Raw genomic sequence first — 23,103 nt, forward strand, 5'->3', positions numbered from 1 at the left:
GGGGCTTCACGTCAGAAGGTGCCGGCGAGCTTGAAGATGGGCAGGTACAACGCAACCACCATGCCGCCGACGATGGTGCCCAGCACCACCATGATGATCGGTTCAAGCAAGGTGGAGAGGGTGTCCACGGCGTTGCTCACTTCTTCCTCGAAGAACTCAGCCACCTTGAACAGCATGCTGTCCAGCGAGCCGGATTCCTCGCCGATCTTGGTCATCTGCACCACCATGTTCGGGAACAGCGCGGTCTGTCGCATTGCCAGCTGGAGCTGGTGGCCGACCGAGATGTCCTCGCGCATCTGGTGCACGGCATCGCCGTAGACCGTGTTGCCGGTGGCGCCGGCCACGGCGTCCAGCGCTTCCACCAACGGCACGCCGGCGTGGAACGTCACGCCGAGGGTGCGGGCGAAACGCGCAATGGCGGAGTTGCGCACGATGCCGCCCATGACCGGCATGCGCAACGCCGTGCGGTCCAGGAAATGCGCGAATTTCAGCGAGCGCTTCTTGAAATAGATGAAGGCGGCGATGCCGGCGACGATGACGCCGATCACGATCCACCAGTAGCTTTGCATGAACTGCGAGGCGTTCACGAGCAATTGCGTCGGCGCCGGCAGCGCCGCGCCGGCATCCTGGAACGTCTTGGAAAACACCGGCACCACGAACAGCAGCATGATCAGGATGACCAGGAACACCACCGCCAGCACCATCATCGGATAGAACAAGGCCTTCTTGATCTTCTTCTTGATCGCCTCGGTGCGCTCCTTGTAGGTGGCCACGGTGTCCAGCACGGTGTCCAGCACGCCGGAGGTCTCGCCGGCATGCACGAGGTTGCAATACAGCTCGTCGAACTGCACCGGGTAGCGGCCCAGCGCCTCGTGCAGCGAGGAGCCACCCTCGATGTTCTGCTTGATGTCGACCAGCATGTTCTTGAAGCGGATGTTCTTCTGGCCGTCGGCAATGATGTCGAAGGCCTGCACCATGGGCACGCCGGAAGCCATCATGGTGGCGATCTGGCGACTGAACACCGCCACATCGGCCGGCTTGACCGTGCTGCCGGTGGCGCCGAACAGGGGCTTGGAGCGCTCACGCACGGTTTGCGGGTTCATGCCTTGGCGGCGCAATTCGGCCTTGACCAGCGAGGCGTTCTTCGCCGGCATGTCGCCCTTCATGCGCTTGCCGCGCTTGTCCAACGCCACCCAATCATAGGTGGTCAGCCGGCTGACCTCGGCGCGCTTGGCGCCGACCGCCCGGGTATTGCTTGTACGTGCTGTAGCGATCGCCATGCGATGTGTACCTCTTGAATGCCCGCCGCGCGTCTCCCCTCGACTACGCCCGCGCGGACGCTGGTGCAGCTTTTGCTGTCCCCGTGCCACCAAGCGGCCACGACCGGCAGGCCGGGCGGTCAGTGGCTCCGGTCGCGCCTCATTCCGTGATGACGCGGTTGATCTCGGTCAAGCTGGTGACACCCTGCTTGACCTTGCGTAGTGCCGATTCGCGCAGATCGCGTATGCCCGCCGCGCGCGCCACCTCGGAGATCTCCAGCGCGTCGCCACCTTTCAGGATCACGCGCTGGATTTCCTCGAGCATGGGCATCACCTGGTAGATCCCCACGCGTCCCTTGTAGCCATCATTGCACGCCGAGCAGCCGACCGCTTCGTACAGGGTGAAGCCTTCATCGATGTCGGCCTGGCTGAAGCCGATCTTCAGCAGCGCCTCGGGCGGCAGGTGCTGCGGTTTCTTGCATTCGTGCAGGCGGCGCGCGAGGCGCTGGGCCACGATCAGGCTCACCGACGAGGTGATGTTGTACGAGGCAATGCCCATCTTCATCAGGCGCGCCACGGTCTGCGGCGCGTCGTTGGTGTGCAGGGTGGACAGCACCATGTGCCCGGTCTGCGCCGCCTTGATCGCAATCTCGGCAGTTTCCGTGTCACGGATTTCGCCGACCATGATCACGTCCGGGTCCTGGCGCAGGAAGGCGCGCAGCGCGCGCGCGAAGGTCATGCCGCGCTTCTCGTTCTGCTGCACCTGATTGATGCCGTCGACGCGGATTTCCACCGGGTCCTCCACCGTGGAGATGTTGCGCTCCTCGGTGTTGAGCATGTTCAGCGCGGTATACAGCGATACGGTCTTGCCCGAGCCCGTGGGGCCGGTCACCAGCACCAGGCCATACGGCTGGTGGATCGCGTCGACGTAGAGCTTCTGCTGGTCCGGTTCATAGCCGAGTTTTTCGATGCCAAGCTTGGCGGACGAGCCGTCCAGGATACGCAGCACGATCTTCTCGCCAAACAGGGTGGGCAGCGAGCTGACGCGGAAGTCGACCGAGCGCGTCTTGGACAGGTTGAGCTTGATGCGCCCGTCCTGGGGCACGCGCTTTTCAGCAATGTCGAGTTGTGCCATCACCTTGAGGCGCGCGCCGATGCGCGGGGCCATGCGTGCCGGCGGGCTGGCCATGGAGCGCAGGATGCCGTCGAGGCGCATGCGCACGCGGTATTGGGCTTCGAATGGTTCGAAGTGGATATCCGAGGCGCCGCGTCGGATTGCCTCCACGAGCACGCCGTTGACGAAGCGCACGATCGGCGCGTCGTCGATGCCAGCGGCGTCGATGCCGGTGGCCTCGGCCTCCTGGTCGGTGTTGTCGAGCTCGAGGTTGTTGAGGTCCTCGGCGCCGAGCGCCGGGGAGTCGTTGCGCACCACCGACAGCGCGTTGTCGATGGCGCGCTGCAGGACGCCACGCTCGACCAGCACCGTTTCCACCGCGCAGTTCGAGTTGAAGCGGATCTCATCCAGCGCGTGCGAGCGGGTGGGGTCAAAGACGCCGACGAACAGGCGCTTGCCGCGTACATACAGCGGCAAGGCCTGGTGCTTGGAGATCAGCGACTCACTCAGGGTCGACAATGGCATCAGCGCCGGATTCAGCGCCGTGACGTCCATCAGCGGTATGCCGAATTCCACCGACGCGATCTGGGTCAGTTCGGCGCTGTCGACCAGGTTGTGGTCGAGCAGCCATTCCATGAGCGTGGACTTGTCCGTCGTGCTGTCGGTCACAGCCTTGCGCACTTCGGCTTCGCCCAGGACACCTTCGGCCACCAAGCGGCGCGCCAGTCCCGGCAGTCCGGCTGCGGGTGGAGATATTTGCGTTGCCGTGAACTGGTTCAAGGTGTGCTCCGCATGTTGCTGAATCTAACTGAGTTTGAACGTGAGGTCATCCGGTGTCTGGGTCCGATGCACCACCAATGTGATGCATTGCACATTGCTGCAGCGCCAGTGCCCGGACGCGGGGCACGTTGTACGCGGCGCGGCGAGGTTTTTCCGTGTGGCAAGCCGGTATCCGGTACTCCGGGAAGCGTCATGGCGGCTGGTGAAGACCTTCCGCACAAGGACAGGAATCAAGATGAAGCAAAAATCAAGCCGCATGGCCGATTCTCCACCATCCGCGCGCCACCGGACGCGCTTTACGGCACTGAAGCGGGTCATCCAACGCCTTTGCCGGCGGAGCGCCTTCGCCTGCCGGGCAGCGCGATCCACGCAACAGAAGGCCCGTGCTGCCAGGAGCGGGGTGGCCGGGTGTAGGCGTGACGGCCTGGTATCCGGCGGCGAAGAGCGTCAAGAAGGCGCGGGGCCGACAAAATTTTGTCAGTGTGTGACGGCAAGGGAGTGGCAACGTCACTCCCGCGCAGCCGGCCCTCCGCTCTCCTGATGGCTTCACCGTTGGGGGAAGGGGTTGGGAGTGAAAGTCGAGCTCCGCCTTACCGACATCCATACTGAAGAACCAAAGCCAACACGCGCCTTCACCCTGGCTCTTTTCTCCGGCGGAGCCAGCGGAGAGGGCGCCCATGCCGCCGCGTTTTCGCCTTCACGTTATGATTCGGCTTCCATCCAGGGGTCGGCCATTGAATCGCCTGAGCATTATCCTCCCCGCCATGAACGAGGCAGCGGCACTCGCCACGCTGCTGCCGACGCTGCGCGCCGCCCAGCCCGAGGCGGAGATCATCGTGGTCGACGACGGTTCCACCGACGATACCCGGCGAATTTGCGCCAACCACCGTGTCAGCTGCCTGTCCTCGCCCTATTCCATGGGCAATGGCGCGGCAATCAAGCGCGGCGCACGCGCGGCGACCGGCGACGTTTTCGTGTTCATGGACGGCGATGGGCAGCATGATCCAGTGGATGTCGCGCGCCTGCTGGAGACACTCGACCACGGCTACGACATGGTCGTTGGCGCCCGCGACTGGGGCAGCCAGGCCGGCGTCGGGCGCGGCGTCGCCAACGGCCTGTACAACTGGATCGCCACGCGCATGACCGGACACCAGGTTGCCGACCTCACCTCCGGCTTCCGCGCCGTGCGCGCGGACAAGTTCTGCGAGTTCCTGTATCTGCTGCCGAACGGCTTCAGCTATCCGACCACCAGCACCATGGCCTTCTTCCGCAGCGCCTACGCTGTTGCCTACCTGCCGATCAAGGCCGCGCCGCGCGTCGGCAAGAGCCACATCCGGCCGGTGCGCGACGGCCTGCGTTTCCTGCTGATCATCTTCAAGATCGCGACCCTGTATTCGCCGCTGAAGCTGTTCGTGCCTGCCAGCGCGGTGTTCTTCCTGATGGGCTGCGCCAACTACGCCTGGACCTTCATCCACACCGGCCGCCTGACCAACATGAGCACCCTGCTGTGGAGTGCCGCCGTGATCGTCTTCCTGATTGGCCTGATCTCCGAGCAGATCACCGCCTTGACCTACCGCCATGATGTCTGACGGGATTCTGGTTCCGCCTTGGCAAGCTCTCCGGGGCGGAGGTCCTGATCGACGATTTCGACGATGTCGCCAGGCGCCCCTGGGCGCAGCCATCCTGCACATTCCCCATGTCCGTGCCTTGATGGCGGGCAGCTACCCACAACCGTACCGCGATCCGTTCGACTTTCGCCTGCGCTGCCAGGAGGCGGTCGAACGGATCGCGCCTTGCGCCAGTTCGATGTGGAGCTTCTGTGGCGAGCGGACACGGGCGGAAGCTGGTCAACGATTGCGGCATCGGCACCAACCTGGTATGAGCCGCATTCTCCTCGTGACACGCAATTTGCCGCCACTGGTGGGGGGAATGGAGCGGCTGAACTGGCATATGGCCGAGGAGTTGGCCAAGGTGGCCGAGGTGCGGGTGGTGGGACCTGAAGGATCGAAGGTGCTGGCACCAGCTGGTATCGAGGTGCGCGAGGTGCCGCTGAAGCCCTTGTGGCGATTCCTGCTGCGCGCGCGCGCGCTGGCGCGGCGCGAAGCGCGGGCATGGCGTCCCGATATCGTGTTGGCCGGCAGCGGCCTGACTGCGCCGCTCGCACGCAGTGCGGCCCGTGTCTGCGAGGCGCGCACGGCCGTTTATGTACACGGCCTCGACGTTGCAGTAAAGCATGTCATCTATCGCGCGCTATGGTTACCGGCGATCCGTTGCATGGATCGCGTTATCGCCAACAGCCGTGCCACCGAGGAATTGTGCCGCGGTATCGGCGTCGACCCTGCGCGCGTCGGCATTGTGCATCCGGGCGTCGACCTGCCGAAGGCAATGGCCGTGGCTGTCCCGGCTACCGACTTCGAACCGTCGGTAGCCGGCGACGCCGGCGCCAAGGGACGAGGCTACGACGCATCGTCCCGCGTCTTACGTGAGCGACACGAGCTTGGGGATGGCCCGTTGCTGCTTTCCGTCGGACGCCTTTCTGCGCGCAAGGGCTTGCGCGAATTTGTCATGCGCGCCTTGCCACGTCTCGTCGCAGCGCATCCCGATACGCTTTTGCTGATCGTCGGCGACGCTCCCTTCCAAGCCCTGCATGCCGAGGCGCAATCGCCGTCCAGCATCCAGGCTGCCGCTGATGGCGTGGGCGTTGGTCGCAACATCAAGTTCCTGGGGGTGATCACCGATTATGCCGAGCTCGGAGCGGTATATCGTGCCGCGGATGTCCACGTCTTTCCTGTGCGCGAAATCCCTGGCGATCCGGAGGGTTTCGGCATGGTTGCCGTCGAGGCTGCCGCGCATGGGCTGCCCACCGTTGCCTTCGCCACCGGAGGTGTAGTGGATGCCGTATCCGAAGGTGAGTCCGGGTTTCTTGTCGCCCCCGGCGACTACGTGGCTTTCGCCGGTTCCATCGAGGAGGCCATCAGGCAGCGGGAGACGATGCAGCCAAGTTGCCTTACCTTTGTGCGCCAATTCGCGTGGTCTGAATTTGGGAAGCGGATAGCTGCGCAGCTGATCTGAACCCGGCTGGTGCTGGGCGGCGCGTCACACAAGCGCGGCTCATTTCAGCTGTCGGAGTCGACCACGCCTGCCCGGTCATGATTCTGCATGGGACGTTACAAGTTGCCTCAGTCGCGGTTCGATGTCGGCAAGAAGCGTCGCCCAATCGTCAATGGGAACGTCAGGCGTGCAGGGTGAGGCAAGTTGCCCGGATACCTTCTCGGCCAGGCTGTTGGCATCGTCCATGGCGTAGAGGCATGTTGGGGTCCGTGCCAACAACGCACGCATGGCGCCGGTGTCGGCCGCCACTATCGGCAATCCGCATGCCAGCATCTCGTAGGCCTTCTGTGGGAAGCAGTAGCGTCCGAACGGAGTATCCGGGATGCACATCACGCCCACGTCGATGGCGTTGAACAACTCAGCCATGCGAGTATGCGGCAGGGCGCCCAGGTAGTGCACGCGAGGCCCTTCCGGGTGTGGTGTCGCAGCTTCGACGGGACCAGCCAGGACCAGGTGTAACCCTGGATGCGCTGCCGCCAGACGTGGCCACGCCGCGTACAACGTACCTATGCCTTTGTTGCGATACAGCCCACCAGCGGTTCCGATCAATCGGGCATTGGCCGGCAGCTCAAGAGCGGCCCTGCATGCTTGCTTGTCCAGTGGGCGGAACACCGCCTTGTCGACGGTGCTGGGCATGGCAACCACATGGCCGCGGGCGCGGTAGGTGTCGACGACGAGTTCGCGTAGCGGTTCGCTGGTGGTGGTGACCAGGTCGGCGCCGCGCACGGCACGGCGTAGCAGCGGCACCATGCCGGGAATACGCGCCTGGCCGAAGCCCTCGAAGTTGTCGTACAGGTCCGCCGCGTACGGCAGGTGCAGGCGCCGGGCCAGCCATGCGCCGAGCACGACGTGCGGGATGTCCGAGGCGCCAATCAACACGTCGGGCGCAAAGGCGCGCAGCTGGTGCAGCAGGTGCTGCGGATAGGTGGCGAGCGCCGGCAGCACCGAGCGCCCCAGCGAGCGTGATTCCCAGGTGAGCTGCCCCGGTGGCGCCTCGTGCGCCCAAACGCCGTCCGCATCACCCTGGTAGCTCAGGCAGAACCCGCGTACCACGTGGCCCAACCGTGCCAGCTGGTACGGGATTTCGTACAGGCGCGCATAGCGGTCAAGGATCACGTCCTTGCCCATGTAGCGGCGTTTGCACAGGAAGGCGATGCGCATGCTCAGAGTTGCCGAGGCGCCAACAGGGCGACGCCGGGAAAATAGGTGCGGAAACGAGCCGTGTCGCGGGTCAGTATCGGCATGTCGCACACGGCGGCGTGCGCACCAATGAAGAAATCCGGCAGCACGTTGGTGCGGGTTCCCCGCCGCGCACGATACTGGAGGAATGCTTTGCCAGCGAGGAACAGCGCTTCGCGTGGCAGGTCTTCGAAGACTACGCCAAACGCTTCCAGGGCTTGCTCCAGCCGTGCCATGTCGTCATACCACACCGAAAACTCGGCATAGACGACCGGGTCGATCGCCAGGCCGCCGTGCCCGAGTGCGTGTTCAAGCTGCGACTGCGACCAGTCGCCCCAGTGCGGATCGTCCTGCACCACGTCGAGCAGAACACAGGTGTCTACCAGGATCATTTCAAGCCGGGATCGCGTGCGTCGGTGTCATAGCCACGCAACAGGCGCATCAGCTCATCCGTGCTTTTGCCCGTAGCCAGTGTGCCGCGAAGCTTCCGTAGTCGCCCCTTGTGGCGCAGCGGCGTGATTTCCGCAGCCTGTACCAGCACTTCGCCCTCGGGACCCAAGGAAAAAGCCACGGCCGAGCCCGGCTGCAAGCCAAGGTAGTCGCGGATCTTCTTGGGCACGGTGACCTGGCCCTTGCTGGTGAGCGTCGATGTCACGTTGGCGTCTCCTGGTATTACCTTCACTTGACATGGTAATACCCATGGTGTTGCCGGGCAATCGACGCCGCATCCTAGTGCCAGGGACTTTTCGCTCGTGCAGGCGCGCCTGTCGCCAAGAGCCATTGTCCCTGTCACCATTTCTGAAGCGGGGCCTCAGTGGCTGTCGCAGCACTTTTTAAGTGCAAACAGGTGGACACCTCCTCGGCGCTGTTTTTTCCACAGCCTTCGGGAGGAGGGAAAAGTAGCAGCGCCGCCTATTTCCCATCCCGCCGGAAAACAGAGGAAGGCGCGCGGGTGAAGCTCAGGCGAGCAGGTGCTTGGCGGCGACCAGGGCGGCGCCGACGACCTGGTCCATGTTGTAGTAGCGGTATTGCGCCAGGCGGCCGACGAAGGTCACGCCGGCTTCCTGCCGTGCCAAGGCCTCGTAGCGCTTGAACAAGGCCTCGTTCTCCGCGCGCGGCACTGGATAGTACGGGTCGCCCTCGGCCTGCGGGTATTCGCGCACGATCGAGGTGCCGGCGTGCTGCTGGCCGGTCAGGTGCTTGAACTCGGTGATGCGCGTGTACGCATGGTCGTTGGGGTAGTTCACCGTGCCGGTTTCCTGGTACTGCGCGATGCCGGCCAGGTGCTCGTGCTCGAAGCGCAGCGAGCGGTAGGGCAGGCGGCCGTAGCGGTGGTCGAAATACGCATCGATCGGCCCGGTGTAGACCACGTACCCGGAGCCGCCGCGCCGGCGCACGTCGGCAAAGTCCACGCCGAGCTCCACGCTGATGAGCGGATGGTCCAGCATGGCCTCGAACATCTGCGTGTAGCCGTGCAGCGGCATGGCCTGCCAGGTGTCCGTGAAATAGCGGTCGTCGGTGTTCGTGCGCACCGGGATGCGCGCCGCCACGCCGGCCTTCAGCTGCGACGGATCCAGCCCCCACTGCTTGCGCGTGTAGTTGAGGAAGAACTTCTCGTACAGGTCGCGCCCGACCGAGTTCAGCACCACGTCCTCGCTGGTCAGCGCGGGCTCGCGCGGCTCGCGCACGCGCTCGAAGAACGCCGCCGCCCCGGCCTCATCGAGCTCCAGCCTGTACAGCCGGCTCAGGGTGTCGCGGTTGATCGGGAAGGGATAGGCCACTCCATCCACCACGCTGCGTACGCGATGCTCGTACGGTCGCCATTGCGTGAACCGCGACAGCCATTCGAAGATGCGCTGGCCATTGGTGTGGAAAATATGCGGCCCATAGCGGTGCACCAGCACACCGTGGGCATCCAGCTCGTCGTAGGCATTGCCGGCGATGTGCGGGCGCTTGTCGATGACCAGCACCCGCCGGCCGGCATCGGCCAGCTCGCGCGCCATGACGCTGCCGGCGTAGCCGGCGCCGACGATGAGGGTGGTGGCGGTCATGCGATCTTCATTCCATCCAAGGAGGCAGCGGGTGGCACGCGCTTAGCGCACGGCAATGATGTCGAAGCCGGGCAGGTCCCGCCATGCGCTGTCGGCAGTGACCACGCGGGCGCCACGCATCTGTGCCAGCGCAAGGCAACAGCGGTCGCCGAGGGACAGTCCCAGTTTGCGCGTGGAGGCGCGCAGCGCTGCTGCCGCACTCGCCTGGGCCCCGTCGAAGGCGACGACGTCCAGCCCGAAGGTTGCAAGTTCACGATCCAGCTCGCCCGCTGGCAGCCCGCGTTCCACCAGTTTGGCGCCGATCTCGGACCAGTTGACGGCACTGATCTCTCCGCCCGGTTGTCCCAGGTGCCGGATGACGGCGTCGGCGCCGGCTTCGGCAAAAACGACCGCCAGCAATGCCGACGCGTCGTAGACGAGCACGCTCATTCCTTGGAGCCTTCCGCGCGCCGCTCGCGCAGCAGCTCGTCGACGACCGGCCGGTCCGGATCGCGCAGGTGTGCGAGGCGCTGCTGCATGCGCCGGACGGCTTCGACCCGCCGTGCGATGCGCACTTCGCCGTCCACCACCGACAAGGTCAGTGGCTCGCCCGCTTGCATGCCCAATTGGTTGCGGATTGCCGCCGGTATCAGGATGCGGCCCTCCTTGCCGAGTTGGATGGTGTGTTCGCTCATGTCAATGTTTACGGATCTGTCATCAGCACAAATTCGACCATGCGCGCTCACCATTGTCAATTCGACCAAAGCTCGACGCTTTACAACAGACGACCGTCCGGTTAACCAGGCTCTTGCCCCTGGAGCCGGCGGGTCCGGGAAGCGAAAAATCACTGGATTCCCGCTTGCGCGCACTGCTGTCCGGAATAAATTCGTGCCGCGACACCGAAGACGTTGCGGTGCAAGACTGGGCGTCTGTCGCGCGCAACGTCGACTCAAAAAATACCGGCTCACCCTGCCACCTTGCCGGGACCTCACCCTCCACCGTCATCCCCGCGAAAGCGGGGATCCAGTGCCTTTGGGTGCCCGTGACAGCCAAGGCACTGGATTCCCGCTTGCGCGGGAATGACGCCAGGTAGGGTTTCGGCGTCCTGGCACGATACCGTAGATGAAGCAAAGGCGGTTCCGAAAACGTTCCGGACAGCAGTGCGCGTAAGCGGGAATGACGAGTGGGAGGGGCGCGGGAATGAATGATGAGACGTGGGTGGCGAGAGCTTTCTCGAAACGTTCCGGACGGAAGTGCGCGAACGCGGGAGGCGCTTTACGACACACGGACGTCCGGTCCCATCCCATGCCTTTTGTGGCTGGTTGGCGCTGCGCCGCGGCGCAGCGCGCGTCAGGAGGCCTTCAGCTCCCGCAGCTTGGCTGCATACAGCGTCCGCTGATCATCCGTGGTGGCGTTCTTGATCGCCACTTGCAGTTCCTTGCGCGCCTGCGGCAGGTCACCCAGGTGCATCGCGGCCATGGCGAGCCCAAAGTGCGACTGGCTGTCATAGGGGCGCCGGGACAAGTCCTTCTTGAATTGGCGCGCCGCATCCGCGAAGTCCTGCGCGTCCAGCGCCTGCATGCCGCGGTCATAGAAATAAAACGGCGGATAGCGTTGGGCCTCGGCCAGTTCTTTCGCCACCGACTGCGCCTCCGCAGTACGACCTTCGGCGTCGAGCACCTGCAGCAGGTTGGTCAGCGCCGGCACGTTGCCGGGTTCACGCGCGAGCGTGAAGCGCAGTGCCTCCTCCGACAGTGCCTTGTGTCCGAGATTCCAATAAATGACCGCCAGCGTGTTGGCGGCAGACGTGAACGTCGGGTCGGCCTTGAGCGCCGCACGCGCGAACCAGTAGGCGCGGTTTGCCTCCCCGGCGGCCAGCGTTTCGGCCGCGCGGTTGTTCATGTACATCGCGACAATGGTCTGCTCGGAGATCGGCTTGGTCACCGCGCTCGCCACCTTCCTGGGCGGCACGAAGTCGACGATCATCGGCGTCCACGCACCTGACTCCACCCAGAGCCGCGATTGGGGTTTGCCGAGCACGAGGTTGACGTGCTGGCTGAGGAAGGACAGGCCCTCGCGCCGCTCCCAGGTATCGAACCCATACACCTCCTGGAAGGTCACCCGTATCCCGACTTGCCTGGCGAACGCGGCGGCCATGATGACCAGGGACAGGCAGTTGCCTTCCCGGGCCGCGAAGGCTTGCGACGCGGTGCGCGTCTCCTGCGCGTCGTAGTCCAGCCGCAGCTCGTCCGCCAGTGCGTCGAGCAGCGCGCGGCGCGGATCCCTCTCGCCCGTTTGCGGCGTGATCTTCTCGGCAAGGAAGCGCCGCATGGGGGCGTCGAGGGCAAAAATCGCCGCGCTGTTGACCGGTGCGGCGGGCCGCTTGAACAACGCGTCGTGGAACAGCGGCGCGACGTCGCCCGGTCGGGTCGTCGAGGCAGGCGCGCAAGCGGTCAAGGCAATGGCCAGCGACGTGACACCGGCCCACAGGAGCAGAACGAAGGATTTCACCTCCGCCTCCGCAGCGAGCCTGCATCCGCGGTGCGGGCATCCAATGGCCCGCTGCACTGTCATCTTACCGCTTCGGCTGTTGAAGGGCGCCTCGCGGGAATGACGATCAAGAGCGAATTGTTCAGAGCTTCCCTAATGTGCGCGGGTGCGCGCCGCGAAGGGGTGAGGAACCAGGAACCAGCCCACGTCCATCTGCTTTGCCTCCCACACCCTGGCTAGTTGTCAAAAGTATTTCTCATAGTTGACATTCGACTGCATCCCGCGCGCCTGGCGCGCCATCGCCGCAGCCGATGTGGCGGCCGCGCTGGCGCGTGCCGTCCCCCGCACGCAAGGCCAGCGCGTGCTGTCCTCGGGCGCCATGCAGGGCGCCAGCCGAAGCCGGACGGGTGATGACCAAGACACCGTTTCGTCCTGACCACCTTTTTGCTGGCCCCGTGGGGGCGTGCGATACAATACGCACATGCGAAACGAGTACCAGCCATTGCTCGCAGCGCTCGCCAGCAAGTACGTCTGGTGGAAACGCCCCGACGAGGCACTCGAGCAGCCGCAACGCGTCATGGCCCAGGTCATGGACCTCGGAACCTGGGACGATGTGCAGATGTTGGCTGCACAGGTTGGCGACGACACGCTGCGCGACGTACTGGTCTACGCTGAGGCCGGCCAGTTCAGCGCTCGCTCGTGGGCCTACTGGCACTACCGTCTCGGGAAGGTCTGAATAATTGCCGTCATCCCCGCGAAAGCGGGGATCCAGTGAGGTTAAGTTGTTGAAATCAAAGGCACTGGATTCCCGCTTTCGCGGGAATGACGATCAAGAGCGAATTGTTCAGAGCTTCCCTAGGTCACGTGGAGACCGATCGGGTCCCCCCATGCCGGTGCGGAAAACCGCATGAGTGAGGTTCCGGCGCGGACTTTCACGCCACGAACGGAAAGCCTGCCCGCGCCGCAACGGCGACTGTGGCGACAGCTCGCACCGACTTACCAGCTTGGTTTCGTGCTCTACGGCGGCACCGCCATCGCATTGCGGCTTGAGCATCGCACGTCGGTCGATTTCGATTTTTTCAGTGACCGGGCGCTTGACCACGGCGCACTGCGCATCGCGCTGCCGTTCATGGCCATTGCGGCCACCATCCAGGACGCGCCCGAAACCTGGAGCCTGCTGGTTCCTGACGGAGGTCCGGATGGGGCGACCGTCAAGCTGTCCTTCTTCGGTGGCATGGGCTTCGGCCGCGTCGGTGCACCCGACACGACCGCAGACAGTGTCTTGCAGGTCGCTTCCCGCGAGGACCTGCTGGCGACCAAACTCAAGGTCTTGTTGCAACGCGTCGAAGCCAAGGACTACCGCGACATCGCCGCACTGCTGGCCGCGGGTTCAGACCTCGCCACCGGCCTGGCGGCTGCCGTGGCGCTGTATGGCAACGCTTTCCAGCCAAGCGAGTGCCGCAAGGCGCTGGTCTATTTCGAGGGTGGCGACCTGCAAAGCCTGTCCGATGACGAAAAGGCCCGGTTGGTGAAGTCCGTGAGCGTCGTGCGGGACCTGCCGCGCATCCCAACTTCCGGTGCTGTGTCTCGATGAGCGAACCACGAGGGCTGTGCGGCCAGCAAGGCAGCCAAGATGGAGCCAGATCTTGCGTTACAGGCGGTAGATGTCGGCCGGTGAGGACGACGTAGTCAGGCGCCCTGTTCGCCGTGCGGCAAAATCACCGAAAGCCGGAGTCCAATGTCTTGGGCAGCCCGCGAAGGCCGGAGTCGCTTGTCGATGACGAGAACGTTGTCCCCGACATCTCTCCAGTAGACTTATCAGTAGCAGGAGGCGGCTATGAACATCACCACCTTACGTGATCTACCCGTTGCGCAGCGTCTTCACCTGGTTGAAGAGCTCTGGGACAGCATTGCTTCTGACCAGAAAGCCCTGCCCCTCACGGATGAGCAGCGCGAAGAGCTGGATCGGCGCCTGGATGCCTACGAGCTGGATGGCGATGCTGGGCGTCCCGCCGACGTGGTACTGGCCGAAATCCGCAGGCGTTTATGACGCCTCAACTCCGGGTCCGACCCGAAGCGGAGCAGGACATCGAAGAAGCGGCGGATTGGTACGAGCAGCAACGGTCGGGATTGGGCAACGATTTCCTTGACGAAGTCATGCGGACTTTCAGCAAAATCTCCGCCCAACCTGCTTTGTACCCGACCCTTCACCGCGATACACACCGTGCTTTGACACTCCGTTTCCCATTCGGCGTGTTCTATCGCGTGCAAGACAGCAAGGTCGTTGTCATTGCTGTCTTGCACGGCAGTCGCAGTCCACGGCGGTGGAAGCAAAGAACGTAACCGATCGTCAGCCCGTGCGCTCAGCCGTTGCGCGCGTTCGCGCCCTTTTGTAGGAGCCCGTCGGCGGGCGATGCTCTTCGGTATGCAATCGGAAAACCGGATCGGGACTCAACATGCCAACCGTCTTCGAAAAGCTGAATTTCAAGGACCAGCGCGAGATCCTGGTCATCAACGCTCCCGCATCCTTCGAACCGGCCTTGGCGGCGCTCACCCATGTCCGCGTGTTGCGCAAGGCCCAGGACCTCGAGGTCATCCACTTTGCCCTGGCGTTCGCCACCGAGCAGGCCGAAGTGGACAGGCTGGCCCACGCCCTGGTGAAGAAGGCGCCCGGCGACCCGTTGCTCTGGTTCGCCTACCCGAAGGGCTCATCCAAGAGATACCGGTGCGCATTCAATCGCGACACCGGTTGGGACGTCCTGAGAAGCCTGGGCTTCGACACGGTACGCGCGGTCGCCATCGACGAAGACTGGTCGGCGCTGCGCTTCCGACGCCTGGAATGCATCGGCGCGACCGGCAAATCGCCCGGGGCGAGAGGGAACCGCGACCCGTAGATATTGCTGTCCCTTTACTTTCGTGACCGGCGAACTTGCTTGTGCCGCTGTAATCGGACGATTACAATCGGATCATGTTCACGATCAAGCAGACGGTCGAGTTCACCGTGTGGATCGACGGGCTCAGGGACGGCACGACCCGACGGCGCCTGCAAACCCGGCCGCGCAAGCTTTCGCTGGGCATCTGGGGTGACGCAGAGCCGGTCGGCGCAGGCGTGAGTGAACTACGTGAACACTTTGGCGCAGGCTGGCGCACGTACGCATTCAGCGCGGACCGGTGATTGTCGTGATGCTGGGTGGCGGCACCAAGCGCACGCAGGCAGCAGATATCGCCGCCGCCCGAAAACTCGCCGCCATGTTGGAGGACTGAAGCATGACCAAGAAAAAGATCCGTATCGCCAGCCTGAAGACCTTCGACATGGCCGAGCATCTGGACAGCGGGCAAGCCATTGCCGAGTACCTCACGCTCGTGATCGAGGAGAACAACCCGGCGTTTCTTGCCGCGGCGTTGGGCGATGTGGCCCGCGCGCGTGGCATGGCAAAGATTGCCGAGGATTCCGGCATCACCCGCGAAGCGCTCTACAAGGCCCTGCGGCCGGATGCGCAGCCGCGGTTCGATACGATTCAGCGCGTCATGGCGGCGCTGGGCGTGAAGTTGACTGCCGTACCGGCTTGAAAGGGCCTGGCTCGTAATAAGGGGACGGAAGCAATCAATCCCTGGGTTTGCGAGGTGCGGCCGTTGCCTGGATGCTTGGTTGGGTCACGTCGCAAGTCTGGCAACGAGATTTAATTGCCTCCGTCCCTTTACTTTGGGCTGGCGCCAGAGAAAGCCAAAATGGCGATGGCCCTGCTGTCCGGCAACCGTCACTACAAGTGGCAGGACATCCAACCGAGGCATTGGTTGTCCACCGCGCGGATCTGCGGCATCGACCGGGACGCGGCCAGGACGATCATCGGCGATCTGGTCGAAGCCACGCCCAAGGTCGTGGCGGCAGCGAACGCAGCGCTGCCAGGTGAATTTCCGGCTAGCGTGAGTGACCCCATCCTGCGAGGTCTGGAGGCTTCGGCTGGGAAGCTGGCTGCGTTCGTGTGAGAGGCGAAAACGAGCAAGTTCACCTCATTCCCTTATCGCGATCTTTATGTCGTGATGCCCATGACGTGCAGGTAAGCCTTGGCAGAGTGTTCGACCGAATGCGCCATCCCAGCCGCCACCAGCAGCGCAGGGTCAATCTCAACGTCGCGGCTCAAGGTGCGATGCAAAGCACGGGTCAAAGCGGCCACGTCGTCGACAGGCACGAGCTGCCCCAACTTGCCCCCTTGCAGGATTTCACTCGGTCCGTGAGGGCAATCGGTTGCGATCACCTGACAGCCACACGCCATCGCTTCCACCAGCACGTTCCCGTACCCCTCATATCGTGAGGGCAGCACGACGACGCGGCATCGCCGCATGAGCGGGAACGGGTTATCGATGAAAGGCTCGAAATGTGTGCGCTTTCTTATGCCGAGATCATTGGCTAGCGCGCTGAGCGCATCATGTTTTCTGCCATCACCCACAACGAGCAGATCAGCCTGGTAACCCGCACCGAGCGCAGCGAACGCCCGCACGAGCAGTTCGACGTTTTTTTGCGCCTCGAGGCGACCGAAGAAGCCAACGACCGGGCGGTTATTTCCAGTTGGCCATTTAATCGCAAGTGGCGCGTCGCGCCGCACCGGGAAATCGGTGCCGATGACAGGGTTGTGAATCAGGTGCACATCGCTCGGATTACGCCTGAACGCTGTAGTCAATTCGGAAATTAGACCTTGTGAAACCGCTACAACGGCATCGACATGCCGATAACCATGACGGACGAAGGATTCAGTTACCCGGTTAGTAATTCGTCGGTTTGGCGAATGGATAGCGTGCGAGCCAAGGATGGAGGTGTGTACGCCCACCAGCACAAAATAGCGCTGCCGAGTGAGTACTCGTGCAACCATAAGCATTAGGCTCACGTCATCATTCGTGCTCATGACGTGCGTCGGCCGCGTGCCCCATAAATACGCTAACAAATCCGGGAAAAATCGCATGCGACCCTTTTCCCCAACCAACACGAGGCCAACGCCTTGCGGCAAATTCAGTCCGACCGCTGGTTGCCGTGTACGCGTAACGATGTCGACAGCCAAGCCAACTGACCGAAAATAGCCGGCCAACGCCATGTGAACCTTCGTGACCCCGTCAAGCTCGAGTCGCGGGAGAACGATCGCTATTCGTGGAGTGGCTGCCACCACGTTTGCCTCGCTGCGTGCGGCCCAGTTTGTGAAGGAAGTGGCTCGACCACGCATAGGTTACAATCAGGCCCGATAATTGGTCAGGCGATTTCCGAGGTAGCGGATCGGCGCGTGCGCCCAGCGCAATGGTACCAGTGCTAGCTCGATGGTCAGGGGACTGATGCCACGTATCCACCGCGATTGTTGCAGTCGCGAAGGAGGTCGCTCCGTTGGAGCGTACCGAGTGGCGGCATCGGCGACTTGACGAAAGTAGGGGATGTCATAACGGAGGCCCTTCTGGATTAAACCCCAGAGCCCCCTTGCCAATGCTTGCCGCCTAGCGTCGTCGAGCCGTCCGGCCCCGTCGAGTCGGGCTCCCCCTCGGAGCAGGACGTCCGCAGTACGGCGTAGCGTACTCGCGCCCGGATCTCTCCCGTACGAAAGCCTCGCCCACGAGCCCTGAACCCATGCGACCACGTCTGCATCCAATTTGATCCAGTCCATTTCACGCGCCGCTACTAGGTCCACCAACCACTCAACGTCCTCGTTCAGGCTGCTGGCTTCGTTCCACGCCAAGCCGGCCAGAGCTGCACGTCGGTAGACATGCGAACCGACCTGTGCGTGCCCTCCCGGGCACAGCATCGCCGCGCAGAAATCCGTCGTTGTGGGTTGCCGACGCACTCCGATATTGTGGCCATCCGCAGTCACCACTCGAATGTTGCCTGAGCACACATCTGCCGCACTTTCGGCGAGCACACGCACCTGTGCCGACGCCGATGGCAAAAAATAATCGTCGTCATCGAGAAAGCGAACGAAGGGCCGAGTCGCAGCAGCAAGACCATGGTTACGGGCCGCAGCGACGCCGACCCGGTCGGTGGGCAGCACGCGGATACGGCTATCGTTGACCAGGCTACCCAGTGATAAACGCCACGTCAGGTCCCCGCCGTTAGGCACGACGATGACCTCGACATCGCAATCCTGACACTCCAACGCGGAGCGTACCGCCCGCGGTAACACGACAGGGCGAAAGTGAGTCGGGATGATGGTGCTTAGTCCAATCACGTTCGTCGCCATATCGAATACGCACGCCTTCCTGAACAAAACGTCAAAAGCTTCGACCATGCTGAGTGAAGGGGAGCCGACTACTTCATTATCGGTGCCATCAGACTTTCACACTAGCGAGAACTTACGATGTCAACATCTTACTTCACCCGCTTCCTTCGATCTCATCATTTTGTGTTCTTGCACCACAGACAGTGAAAAGCGTTGCACAAATTATGGTCATCATCGCCAACGTAACCTCGCCCAATGGAATATTCGATTACTACCACACATTTAAATGGCACAGATACATATGTTGGCATATTTCCGAAGCATGTTATCAACTCAAATTAAGTGCCACTGGACCGGAATGTTCCCCCAACACGCACGGGCGACAAATTCATGCGAACCTTGACTAGTTGCTACCCGAGGTCGTCTGATACCTATAGGTACGGCACTGGTTGTACACTTGTTTGCATGCCTAAACCGCGAGCGACGTGACTGGTCACATCCATGATAGCGGCACCCTTTAGGTCAACGGCCGCGACGCAACGTTCGATAACATTCTATCTTCACTCCGTACTATCGTTCGTTATTGTCTCAACTCGCACCAGTACGGGCTGAACGCCGTCGTTATTCAGGTATAGTTATGAATATAATGATTGTTAGCCCTTATTTGTCAACGACTTACGGGGGGGCTCAACTGTCGCTCATCACGTTAATCGAACACCTGTCTAGAACTCATAACATCAGCGTAATATGCAACGAACTAGATAGTCACACGTTACGTTCTTTGTCGGTATCGGTATACTCAATCGCTTGGCATAAACACGATTCGATAAAGGTGTATGGTCTACGCGCGGCAGGAAGATTATTCAAAAAACTTATGTATGCTCGCGAACTACACAAGTTCGCGCGTCATGTAGAAGTATTCCTACAGCCGGACATCATAATTTCGCAAAAGCCGCCATTTCCATATGAGTCCTCCAAGACTCGTACCATTTGTTTCGTTCGCGATCTATTTTTCATTTCCTATTTTGGTCACAAACGAAGTTATAACTTAATTTATAAAGTGATCAGTCACTTGTATCATAGGAAGTTAATTTCAGCACTGCATCGCGTTGATACCGTTGTAGCTAATAGTGTTTATACGCATACTCGTTTGAAGGATTTCAAAATAAATTCCGAAGTAATCTATCCATTTATCACCACGGGTTCTCGTGACCATAACCCGGATGCTTATACATTGCCTAAATGTGCTTATGTATTATTCTTGGCAGCCACTCTCTCTCGTGAAAAGGGAGTGGAAGTATTGCGGGCGATAATTAGGGCAATGCCAAGTCAACATTTCGTTGTGATCGGGGCGGAAGCCGGCCTGGAACCGCTAACTCCCGCGCCGAATCTTACGCGAATTGACTGGGTGGAAGATCCAACGGAAGCGCTGGAAATGGCGACCGCCCTAATCGTGCCATCTGTTTGGCCAGAGACCTTTGGACGTGTCGTGATCGAGGCTCAGAGACTCGGCATACCCATCGTGGGCAACGGCGTGGGAGGTTTGCCAGATGTCATCGGTGATGGCGGGATATCGATCGATCCGTCGGCCACAGTATCTACTTGGGTTGAAGCCATAACCTCAATCTGTAGCGACCCCACGAAGAGGGAGCGGTTAAGCGAGTTAGCTAGAGAGAACGCTACGAAATACCAATTGGAAGAAACGTTAAGTCAGTTTGACAAAGTACTTAACCGAATTTCCACGAGTGCACTCTCCTAGCGTCCGTGAAGAGTGCTGAAGTGAGAAGTAATACTGTGGTGTATTAGTATTGTTTTCGCATTACCTTTTTTGCAAAAAGAATATTGTATGTTGCGTACCGAATTAGTGCGCATCGTAGTGCCGGTGTAACACGATTGCTACAGTATTTACACATACAAGGGCCGTGAAGTCGAATGTCCTAGTCAAGCCTAATTAGTGCTTGGAGAGGCTCAAATGACGTCAGTGAATATGAACCGAGAAGAGGGGAACCGTCAGGTGCAAGTGCCGAAACCGAAGCTTAGCGTTACTGAGATAGTGATTGCTTATGCTCCATTCACTAATCCGGGAAGAAATACTTATGTTGAGCGATCAATAGAAATTCTCAAAACTATTGGACACGTCGTACCACTACCACGTACTCGGACGATCTTAAAAAATTGGCTATCTCTGCGATTTCACCGATATGACATCGCGATCTCCAATTGGGAGGACACATGGGTCGGCTCAACCCCGCCCGGACGCTTCAGTATTCCCGGGGCACTAGCTTTTCTGTGTCGAATTGCCATCTTACAGATCTGTGCGAGGAGAACCGTATTCGTACGCCACGACAACTATCCGCACGGTCTCCGAGGATGGAGTGCCACATTAGCAAGATGGGTGGTCAATCTAACGGATAATGTTTTTAGTTTGGTGGTTGTTCATTCTGGCGCGGATATTGGCCACAACCGTGTGTATGTACCACACCCGAAGTATCTTTCAAGTCGTCATCGTGATTTTGCGTCACAGTCGATGCGCGAAGCTTACTTCGTGGCGTTCGGAAGAATCCTTCCATACAAAAAGTTAGACCAGCTCATCCGAACTTTTCCCTCGCATGTAAGACTAATCATAGCGGGGCCGTGTGAGGACTTATCCTATCTACACACTTTAACAAAATTGGCCGACGATAAGAATGTACAAGTTATGGCTAGGGCGCTAGATGGCGAGGAAGCTGACGAGTTAGTTTCCCGAGCTAGGGGCCTTATAATCTGCCATAACAGCGAGGACATGATTGTTAGCGGTAGCTACTTTTTCGCATTGTGTAATGGTACTCCTACACTCGCGATGGAGCATTGCTTCTACAATTGGTTGCTAAATACGGAACATGCGCCCGGATTATTTGTATTTCGCGACATCAGCGACCTATGTTCCAATTTGGAGGTTGTGCGATCAGTATCAACCTCACAGTTATTAAACTACGCCGAGGAGAAGCATGGTGACGATCAAGTTGCGCTTGCGTGGCGACGTGCTTTTGAGTTAATCGATGCACTATAAGTTCATCATTTCAAGTACAGATAGAAAAATCCCCTTACGCAATGCGTACATACGCTATTGCTTGAGGCCGGTTGATTCGCGGACTCGAGGTGAACGGTTTAATCTATGGTAAAGGGAAGGATAGAAAGTACGTAGACAATACAAGCAAGCGTGCGCCAAGTGGGCCTCGTCTTGGAGATATTGTTCGCAGCGGAACGAGTCTACCGCAGATGTGTCCGTGTGATATGTTTTGGTGAAGAACGAGTCGAGGAATCGAGTGCGTAAACTATCTTGGTAGCGTCGCGCATAATCACGGTGGCAAATATAGAGTTTGTTCGATCCTATGGCGAACGGAACCAGAGCGCAGCGAGTTTGATCTTGCCAGAGGGAGTAAGCGTACGTTACTTCGGGCCAATCAGCCCTGCAATAGTCGTCGAGTGCTATGACGCCGGCATGTGCCAGTGTCGATTCTGCTAACCGTAAGTCATTTTCTACGATCGTCTTCCAATGCCCGCCATCAATGCTGAAATATCGAATTCGATGTGGCCCTGTGAGTTCTAGAATCTCGGCGGGAGTTATTAAATCTGAGGACTTCTGAATTGTGATTATCTGCACTTCCGGTATATTGAATTTTCGCAGGTTACGGCGGAATATCGCTAGATCACCTTTGCCTGACCGATCTTTATTGAGATGTTGGTCACCGAAGATGTCAATTGCGACCGCGTGTTCGTCTTTGCGGAGCGCAAGGCAAAGTGGGACGAAGGATTTTCCATGATGGACACCAATTTCTAGGCAATCTCCTTGAATTCCAGAGGTATCTTGAAAGGTCAAGATAGCTCCCATTATTTCCGCATCGATTCGTTGGAACCAACCTTTAACGGATGATTTGTGGCTACGAAGATACGTCCAGAGTTTATTTGGCATTTGTTTTGATTACTAAGATTGGTGGAATCCGTTCAAATGAAATATAAAATATCGTTACTATGGGGAGATTTGAAGTCTTGATGTGGATGGTAGGTGGTTTTTAGTGTCTAGTAATTTTGTGAATACAAAGAACCTATGGTAGAGGTTTTCATGCACACGAAATGTACGGATATCATATTGTTGCGCTACTCTGCGCATTTGCGTGATGACATCAACTAGCTTGTACCCTTGTTTATTTATTTCCCAGTAGTGCTCGCCGTTAAATACATGTATTCGGCGGCGGGCAAACGGGTTGCGGAGCACGAATCTTAAGGTCCTTAAGTACGGAAAATTGATTGTTTCGTCCCACCCGCGCGCGGCGTCGGGTAGGCTGAGAATAACGGCCTTACGGGCAACACGACAACATTCTGCAAGAGCTTTCAAGCTATGTTCGAATGGCATGTGTTCGAGCACTTGGAATGCACATACCGTATCAACGCTGTTGTCTGCTAGAGGGATATTGTCGGCCGAACCTGTATAGTCAGGTTGAAGTTCAGGGTCCAGATCAAGGGTTTTGACGGATAAGCCGTAGACCTTAGCGCAGGTTGTAAATATACCGGCGCCAGGACCAATTTCGAGAATACTTTCAGGGTGCGTGTCGATCACTTCTTTCAGTTGGTGCCATGTGCTTATCCAACGCCCCTTGCTCATGTAAGTACTGAAGTTGTAATGGCTTTTGTCAACCTGCTTTTTCATAATCTGCCGTATCGTTTCACAGAATGGCGAGCGGAGTTAAAGGTTTCTGATCATGGTGTCCGACTGTCGCTACGTACCTTCTTGAGGTTGGGGCCAACCGATGTTTGATTTTTCTATATCCGACGAGGATAGAGGTCAATTTTACAAGTGCGATAGCCTGTTCCTTGATGTTGGTTTCCAAACGATGAAGCATATCGCTGCGAAACACGGTCAGCTTTTTCATAGTAGGGAAAAATGTGTCGAGAATATTTCTAGAGACGTT

Annotated in this window: 24 protein-coding genes; 11 read left to right on the forward strand and 13 right to left on the reverse strand. The window is 59.8% G+C overall.

All coding sequences use genetic code 11. The features are described from left to right. Positions 1–11 precede the first annotated feature (11 nt). Both AC3WJB_RS07480 and pilB read right to left on the reverse strand, forming a co-directional pair. Positions 12–1,280, reverse strand: coding sequence for a type II secretion system F family protein (locus AC3WJB_RS07480; protein WP_492680201.1), 1,269 nt, complete (start codon positions 1,278–1,280; stop codon positions 12–14). A 139-nt stretch (positions 1,281–1,419) separates the two neighbouring features. Further along, entirely contained in the window at positions 1,420–3,153 is a 1,734-nt protein-coding gene (gene pilB, locus AC3WJB_RS07485; protein WP_492680203.1) for a type IV-A pilus assembly ATPase PilB, read from the reverse strand. 734 nt (positions 3,154–3,887) lie between these two features. Between pilB and AC3WJB_RS07490 the strand changes: the two genes are divergently transcribed. Continuing rightward, on the forward strand, positions 3,888–4,742 hold the full coding sequence (locus AC3WJB_RS07490) for a glycosyltransferase family 2 protein (RefSeq protein ID WP_492680205.1): 855 nt from the start codon (positions 3,888–3,890) through the stop codon (positions 4,740–4,742). 121 nt (positions 4,743–4,863) lie between these two features. Further along, positions 4,864–6,225 carry a glycosyltransferase family 4 protein gene (locus AC3WJB_RS07495; RefSeq protein ID WP_492680207.1) on the forward strand — a complete coding sequence of 454 codons (1,362 nt, stop codon included), beginning with the start codon at positions 4,864–4,866 and terminating at the stop codon, positions 6,223–6,225. A 75-nt stretch (positions 6,226–6,300) separates the two neighbouring features. Here the strand turns inward: AC3WJB_RS07495 and AC3WJB_RS07500 are convergent, their stop codons facing one another. The 7 genes from AC3WJB_RS07500 to AC3WJB_RS07530 all read right to left on the reverse strand — a co-directional run bounded on the left by AC3WJB_RS07500 (position 6,301) and on the right by AC3WJB_RS07530 (position 11,984). Continuing rightward, a complete protein-coding gene (locus tag AC3WJB_RS07500) occupies positions 6,301–7,425 on the reverse strand; it encodes a glycosyltransferase family 4 protein (protein WP_492680209.1) in 1,125 nt (374 codons plus the stop codon). A gap of 2 nt (positions 7,426–7,427) precedes the next feature. Continuing rightward, a complete protein-coding gene (locus tag AC3WJB_RS07505; RefSeq protein ID WP_492680211.1) occupies positions 7,428–7,835 on the reverse strand; it encodes a type II toxin-antitoxin system VapC family toxin in 408 nt (135 codons plus the stop codon). After that, a complete protein-coding gene (locus tag AC3WJB_RS07510) occupies positions 7,832–8,098 on the reverse strand; it encodes an AbrB/MazE/SpoVT family DNA-binding domain-containing protein (RefSeq protein WP_492680213.1) in 267 nt (88 codons plus the stop codon). Before AC3WJB_RS07510 ends, AC3WJB_RS07505 begins: the two co-directional genes overlap by 4 nt. A 304-nt stretch (positions 8,099–8,402) precedes the next feature. Then, positions 8,403–9,494: a UDP-galactopyranose mutase gene (glf, locus tag AC3WJB_RS07515; protein ID WP_492680215.1), complete on the reverse strand. Its 1,092-nt coding sequence runs from the start codon at positions 9,492–9,494 to the stop codon at positions 8,403–8,405. 42 nt (positions 9,495–9,536) lie between these two features. Beyond that, the gene (locus tag AC3WJB_RS07520) at positions 9,537–9,923 is read right to left on the reverse strand and encodes a type II toxin-antitoxin system VapC family toxin (protein ID WP_492680217.1); all 387 of its coding nucleotides are present in this window, start codon (positions 9,921–9,923) and stop codon (positions 9,537–9,539) included. Continuing rightward, positions 9,920–10,168, reverse strand: a complete 249-nt coding sequence (locus AC3WJB_RS07525) for an AbrB/MazE/SpoVT family DNA-binding domain-containing protein (RefSeq protein WP_492680219.1) — start codon at positions 10,166–10,168, stop codon at positions 9,920–9,922. The genes AC3WJB_RS07520 and AC3WJB_RS07525 overlap by 4 nt, the downstream gene beginning before the upstream one ends. Positions 10,169–10,823: 655 nt before the next feature. Beyond that, positions 10,824–11,984 carry a tetratricopeptide repeat protein gene (locus tag AC3WJB_RS07530; protein ID WP_492680221.1) on the reverse strand — a complete coding sequence of 387 codons (1,161 nt, stop codon included), beginning with the start codon at positions 11,982–11,984 and terminating at the stop codon, positions 10,824–10,826. Between the two features lie 460 nt (positions 11,985–12,444). On the opposite strand from AC3WJB_RS07530, the gene AC3WJB_RS07535 reads away from it, so the two are divergent. From AC3WJB_RS07535 to AC3WJB_RS07570, 8 genes are all read left to right on the forward strand, one after another. Then, entirely contained in the window at positions 12,445–12,699 is a 255-nt protein-coding gene (locus AC3WJB_RS07535) for a hypothetical protein (RefSeq protein ID WP_492680223.1), read from the forward strand. Positions 12,700–12,870: 171 nt separating this feature from the next. Beyond that, positions 12,871–13,557: a nucleotidyl transferase AbiEii/AbiGii toxin family protein gene (locus AC3WJB_RS07540; protein ID WP_492680225.1), complete on the forward strand. Its 687-nt coding sequence runs from the start codon at positions 12,871–12,873 to the stop codon at positions 13,555–13,557. 243 nt (positions 13,558–13,800) lie between these two features. Beyond that, the gene (locus AC3WJB_RS07545) at positions 13,801–14,013 is read left to right on the forward strand and encodes an addiction module protein (RefSeq protein WP_492680227.1); all 213 of its coding nucleotides are present in this window, start codon (positions 13,801–13,803) and stop codon (positions 14,011–14,013) included. Beyond that, positions 14,010–14,306, forward strand: coding sequence for a type II toxin-antitoxin system RelE/ParE family toxin (locus tag AC3WJB_RS07550; protein ID WP_492680229.1), 297 nt, complete (start codon positions 14,010–14,012; stop codon positions 14,304–14,306). Before AC3WJB_RS07545 ends, AC3WJB_RS07550 begins: the two co-directional genes overlap by 4 nt. A gap of 113 nt (positions 14,307–14,419) precedes the next feature. Continuing rightward, the gene (locus tag AC3WJB_RS07555; protein WP_492680231.1) at positions 14,420–14,857 is read left to right on the forward strand and encodes a hypothetical protein; all 438 of its coding nucleotides are present in this window, start codon (positions 14,420–14,422) and stop codon (positions 14,855–14,857) included. Positions 14,858–14,931: 74 nt separating this feature from the next. Then, positions 14,932–15,138: a type II toxin-antitoxin system RelE/ParE family toxin gene (locus AC3WJB_RS07560; protein WP_492680233.1), complete on the forward strand. Its 207-nt coding sequence runs from the start codon at positions 14,932–14,934 to the stop codon at positions 15,136–15,138. Positions 15,139–15,230: 92 nt separating this feature from the next. Continuing rightward, positions 15,231–15,533 (forward strand): addiction module antidote protein, encoded by a 303-nt coding sequence (locus AC3WJB_RS07565; RefSeq protein ID WP_492680235.1) that lies wholly within the window; start codon positions 15,231–15,233, stop codon positions 15,531–15,533. 159 nt (positions 15,534–15,692) lie between these two features. Beyond that, the gene (locus AC3WJB_RS07570) at positions 15,693–15,950 is read left to right on the forward strand and encodes a hypothetical protein (protein WP_492680237.1); all 258 of its coding nucleotides are present in this window, start codon (positions 15,693–15,695) and stop codon (positions 15,948–15,950) included. A 44-nt stretch (positions 15,951–15,994) separates the two neighbouring features. Here AC3WJB_RS07570 and AC3WJB_RS07575 read toward each other — a convergent pair whose 3' ends face one another. After that, on the reverse strand, positions 15,995–17,176 hold the full coding sequence (locus AC3WJB_RS07575) for a glycosyltransferase (RefSeq protein WP_492680239.1): 1,182 nt from the start codon (positions 17,174–17,176) through the stop codon (positions 15,995–15,997). 9 nt (positions 17,177–17,185) lie between these two features. Then, positions 17,186–18,223 (reverse strand): glycosyltransferase family 2 protein, encoded by a 1,038-nt coding sequence (locus AC3WJB_RS07580; RefSeq protein ID WP_492680241.1) that lies wholly within the window; start codon positions 18,221–18,223, stop codon positions 17,186–17,188. A gap of 577 nt (positions 18,224–18,800) precedes the next feature. Here AC3WJB_RS07580 and AC3WJB_RS07585 point away from each other — a divergent pair. Further along, a complete protein-coding gene (locus tag AC3WJB_RS07585) occupies positions 18,801–19,913 on the forward strand; it encodes a glycosyltransferase family 4 protein (RefSeq protein ID WP_492683130.1) in 1,113 nt (370 codons plus the stop codon). A gap of 1,344 nt (positions 19,914–21,257) precedes the next feature. Here the strand turns inward: AC3WJB_RS07585 and AC3WJB_RS07590 are convergent. Together AC3WJB_RS07590 and AC3WJB_RS07595 are read right to left on the reverse strand one after the other, a co-directional pair. After that, a complete protein-coding gene (locus tag AC3WJB_RS07590) occupies positions 21,258–22,106 on the reverse strand; it encodes a class I SAM-dependent methyltransferase (protein ID WP_492680243.1) in 849 nt (282 codons plus the stop codon). A 57-nt stretch (positions 22,107–22,163) separates the two neighbouring features. Continuing rightward, positions 22,164–22,841 carry a class I SAM-dependent methyltransferase gene (locus tag AC3WJB_RS07595; protein ID WP_492680245.1) on the reverse strand — a complete coding sequence of 226 codons (678 nt, stop codon included), beginning with the start codon at positions 22,839–22,841 and terminating at the stop codon, positions 22,164–22,166. Positions 22,842–23,103: the final 262 nt, after the last annotated feature.

The sequence above is a fragment of the Rhodanobacter sp. FW510-R10 genome (assembly GCF_058781105.1).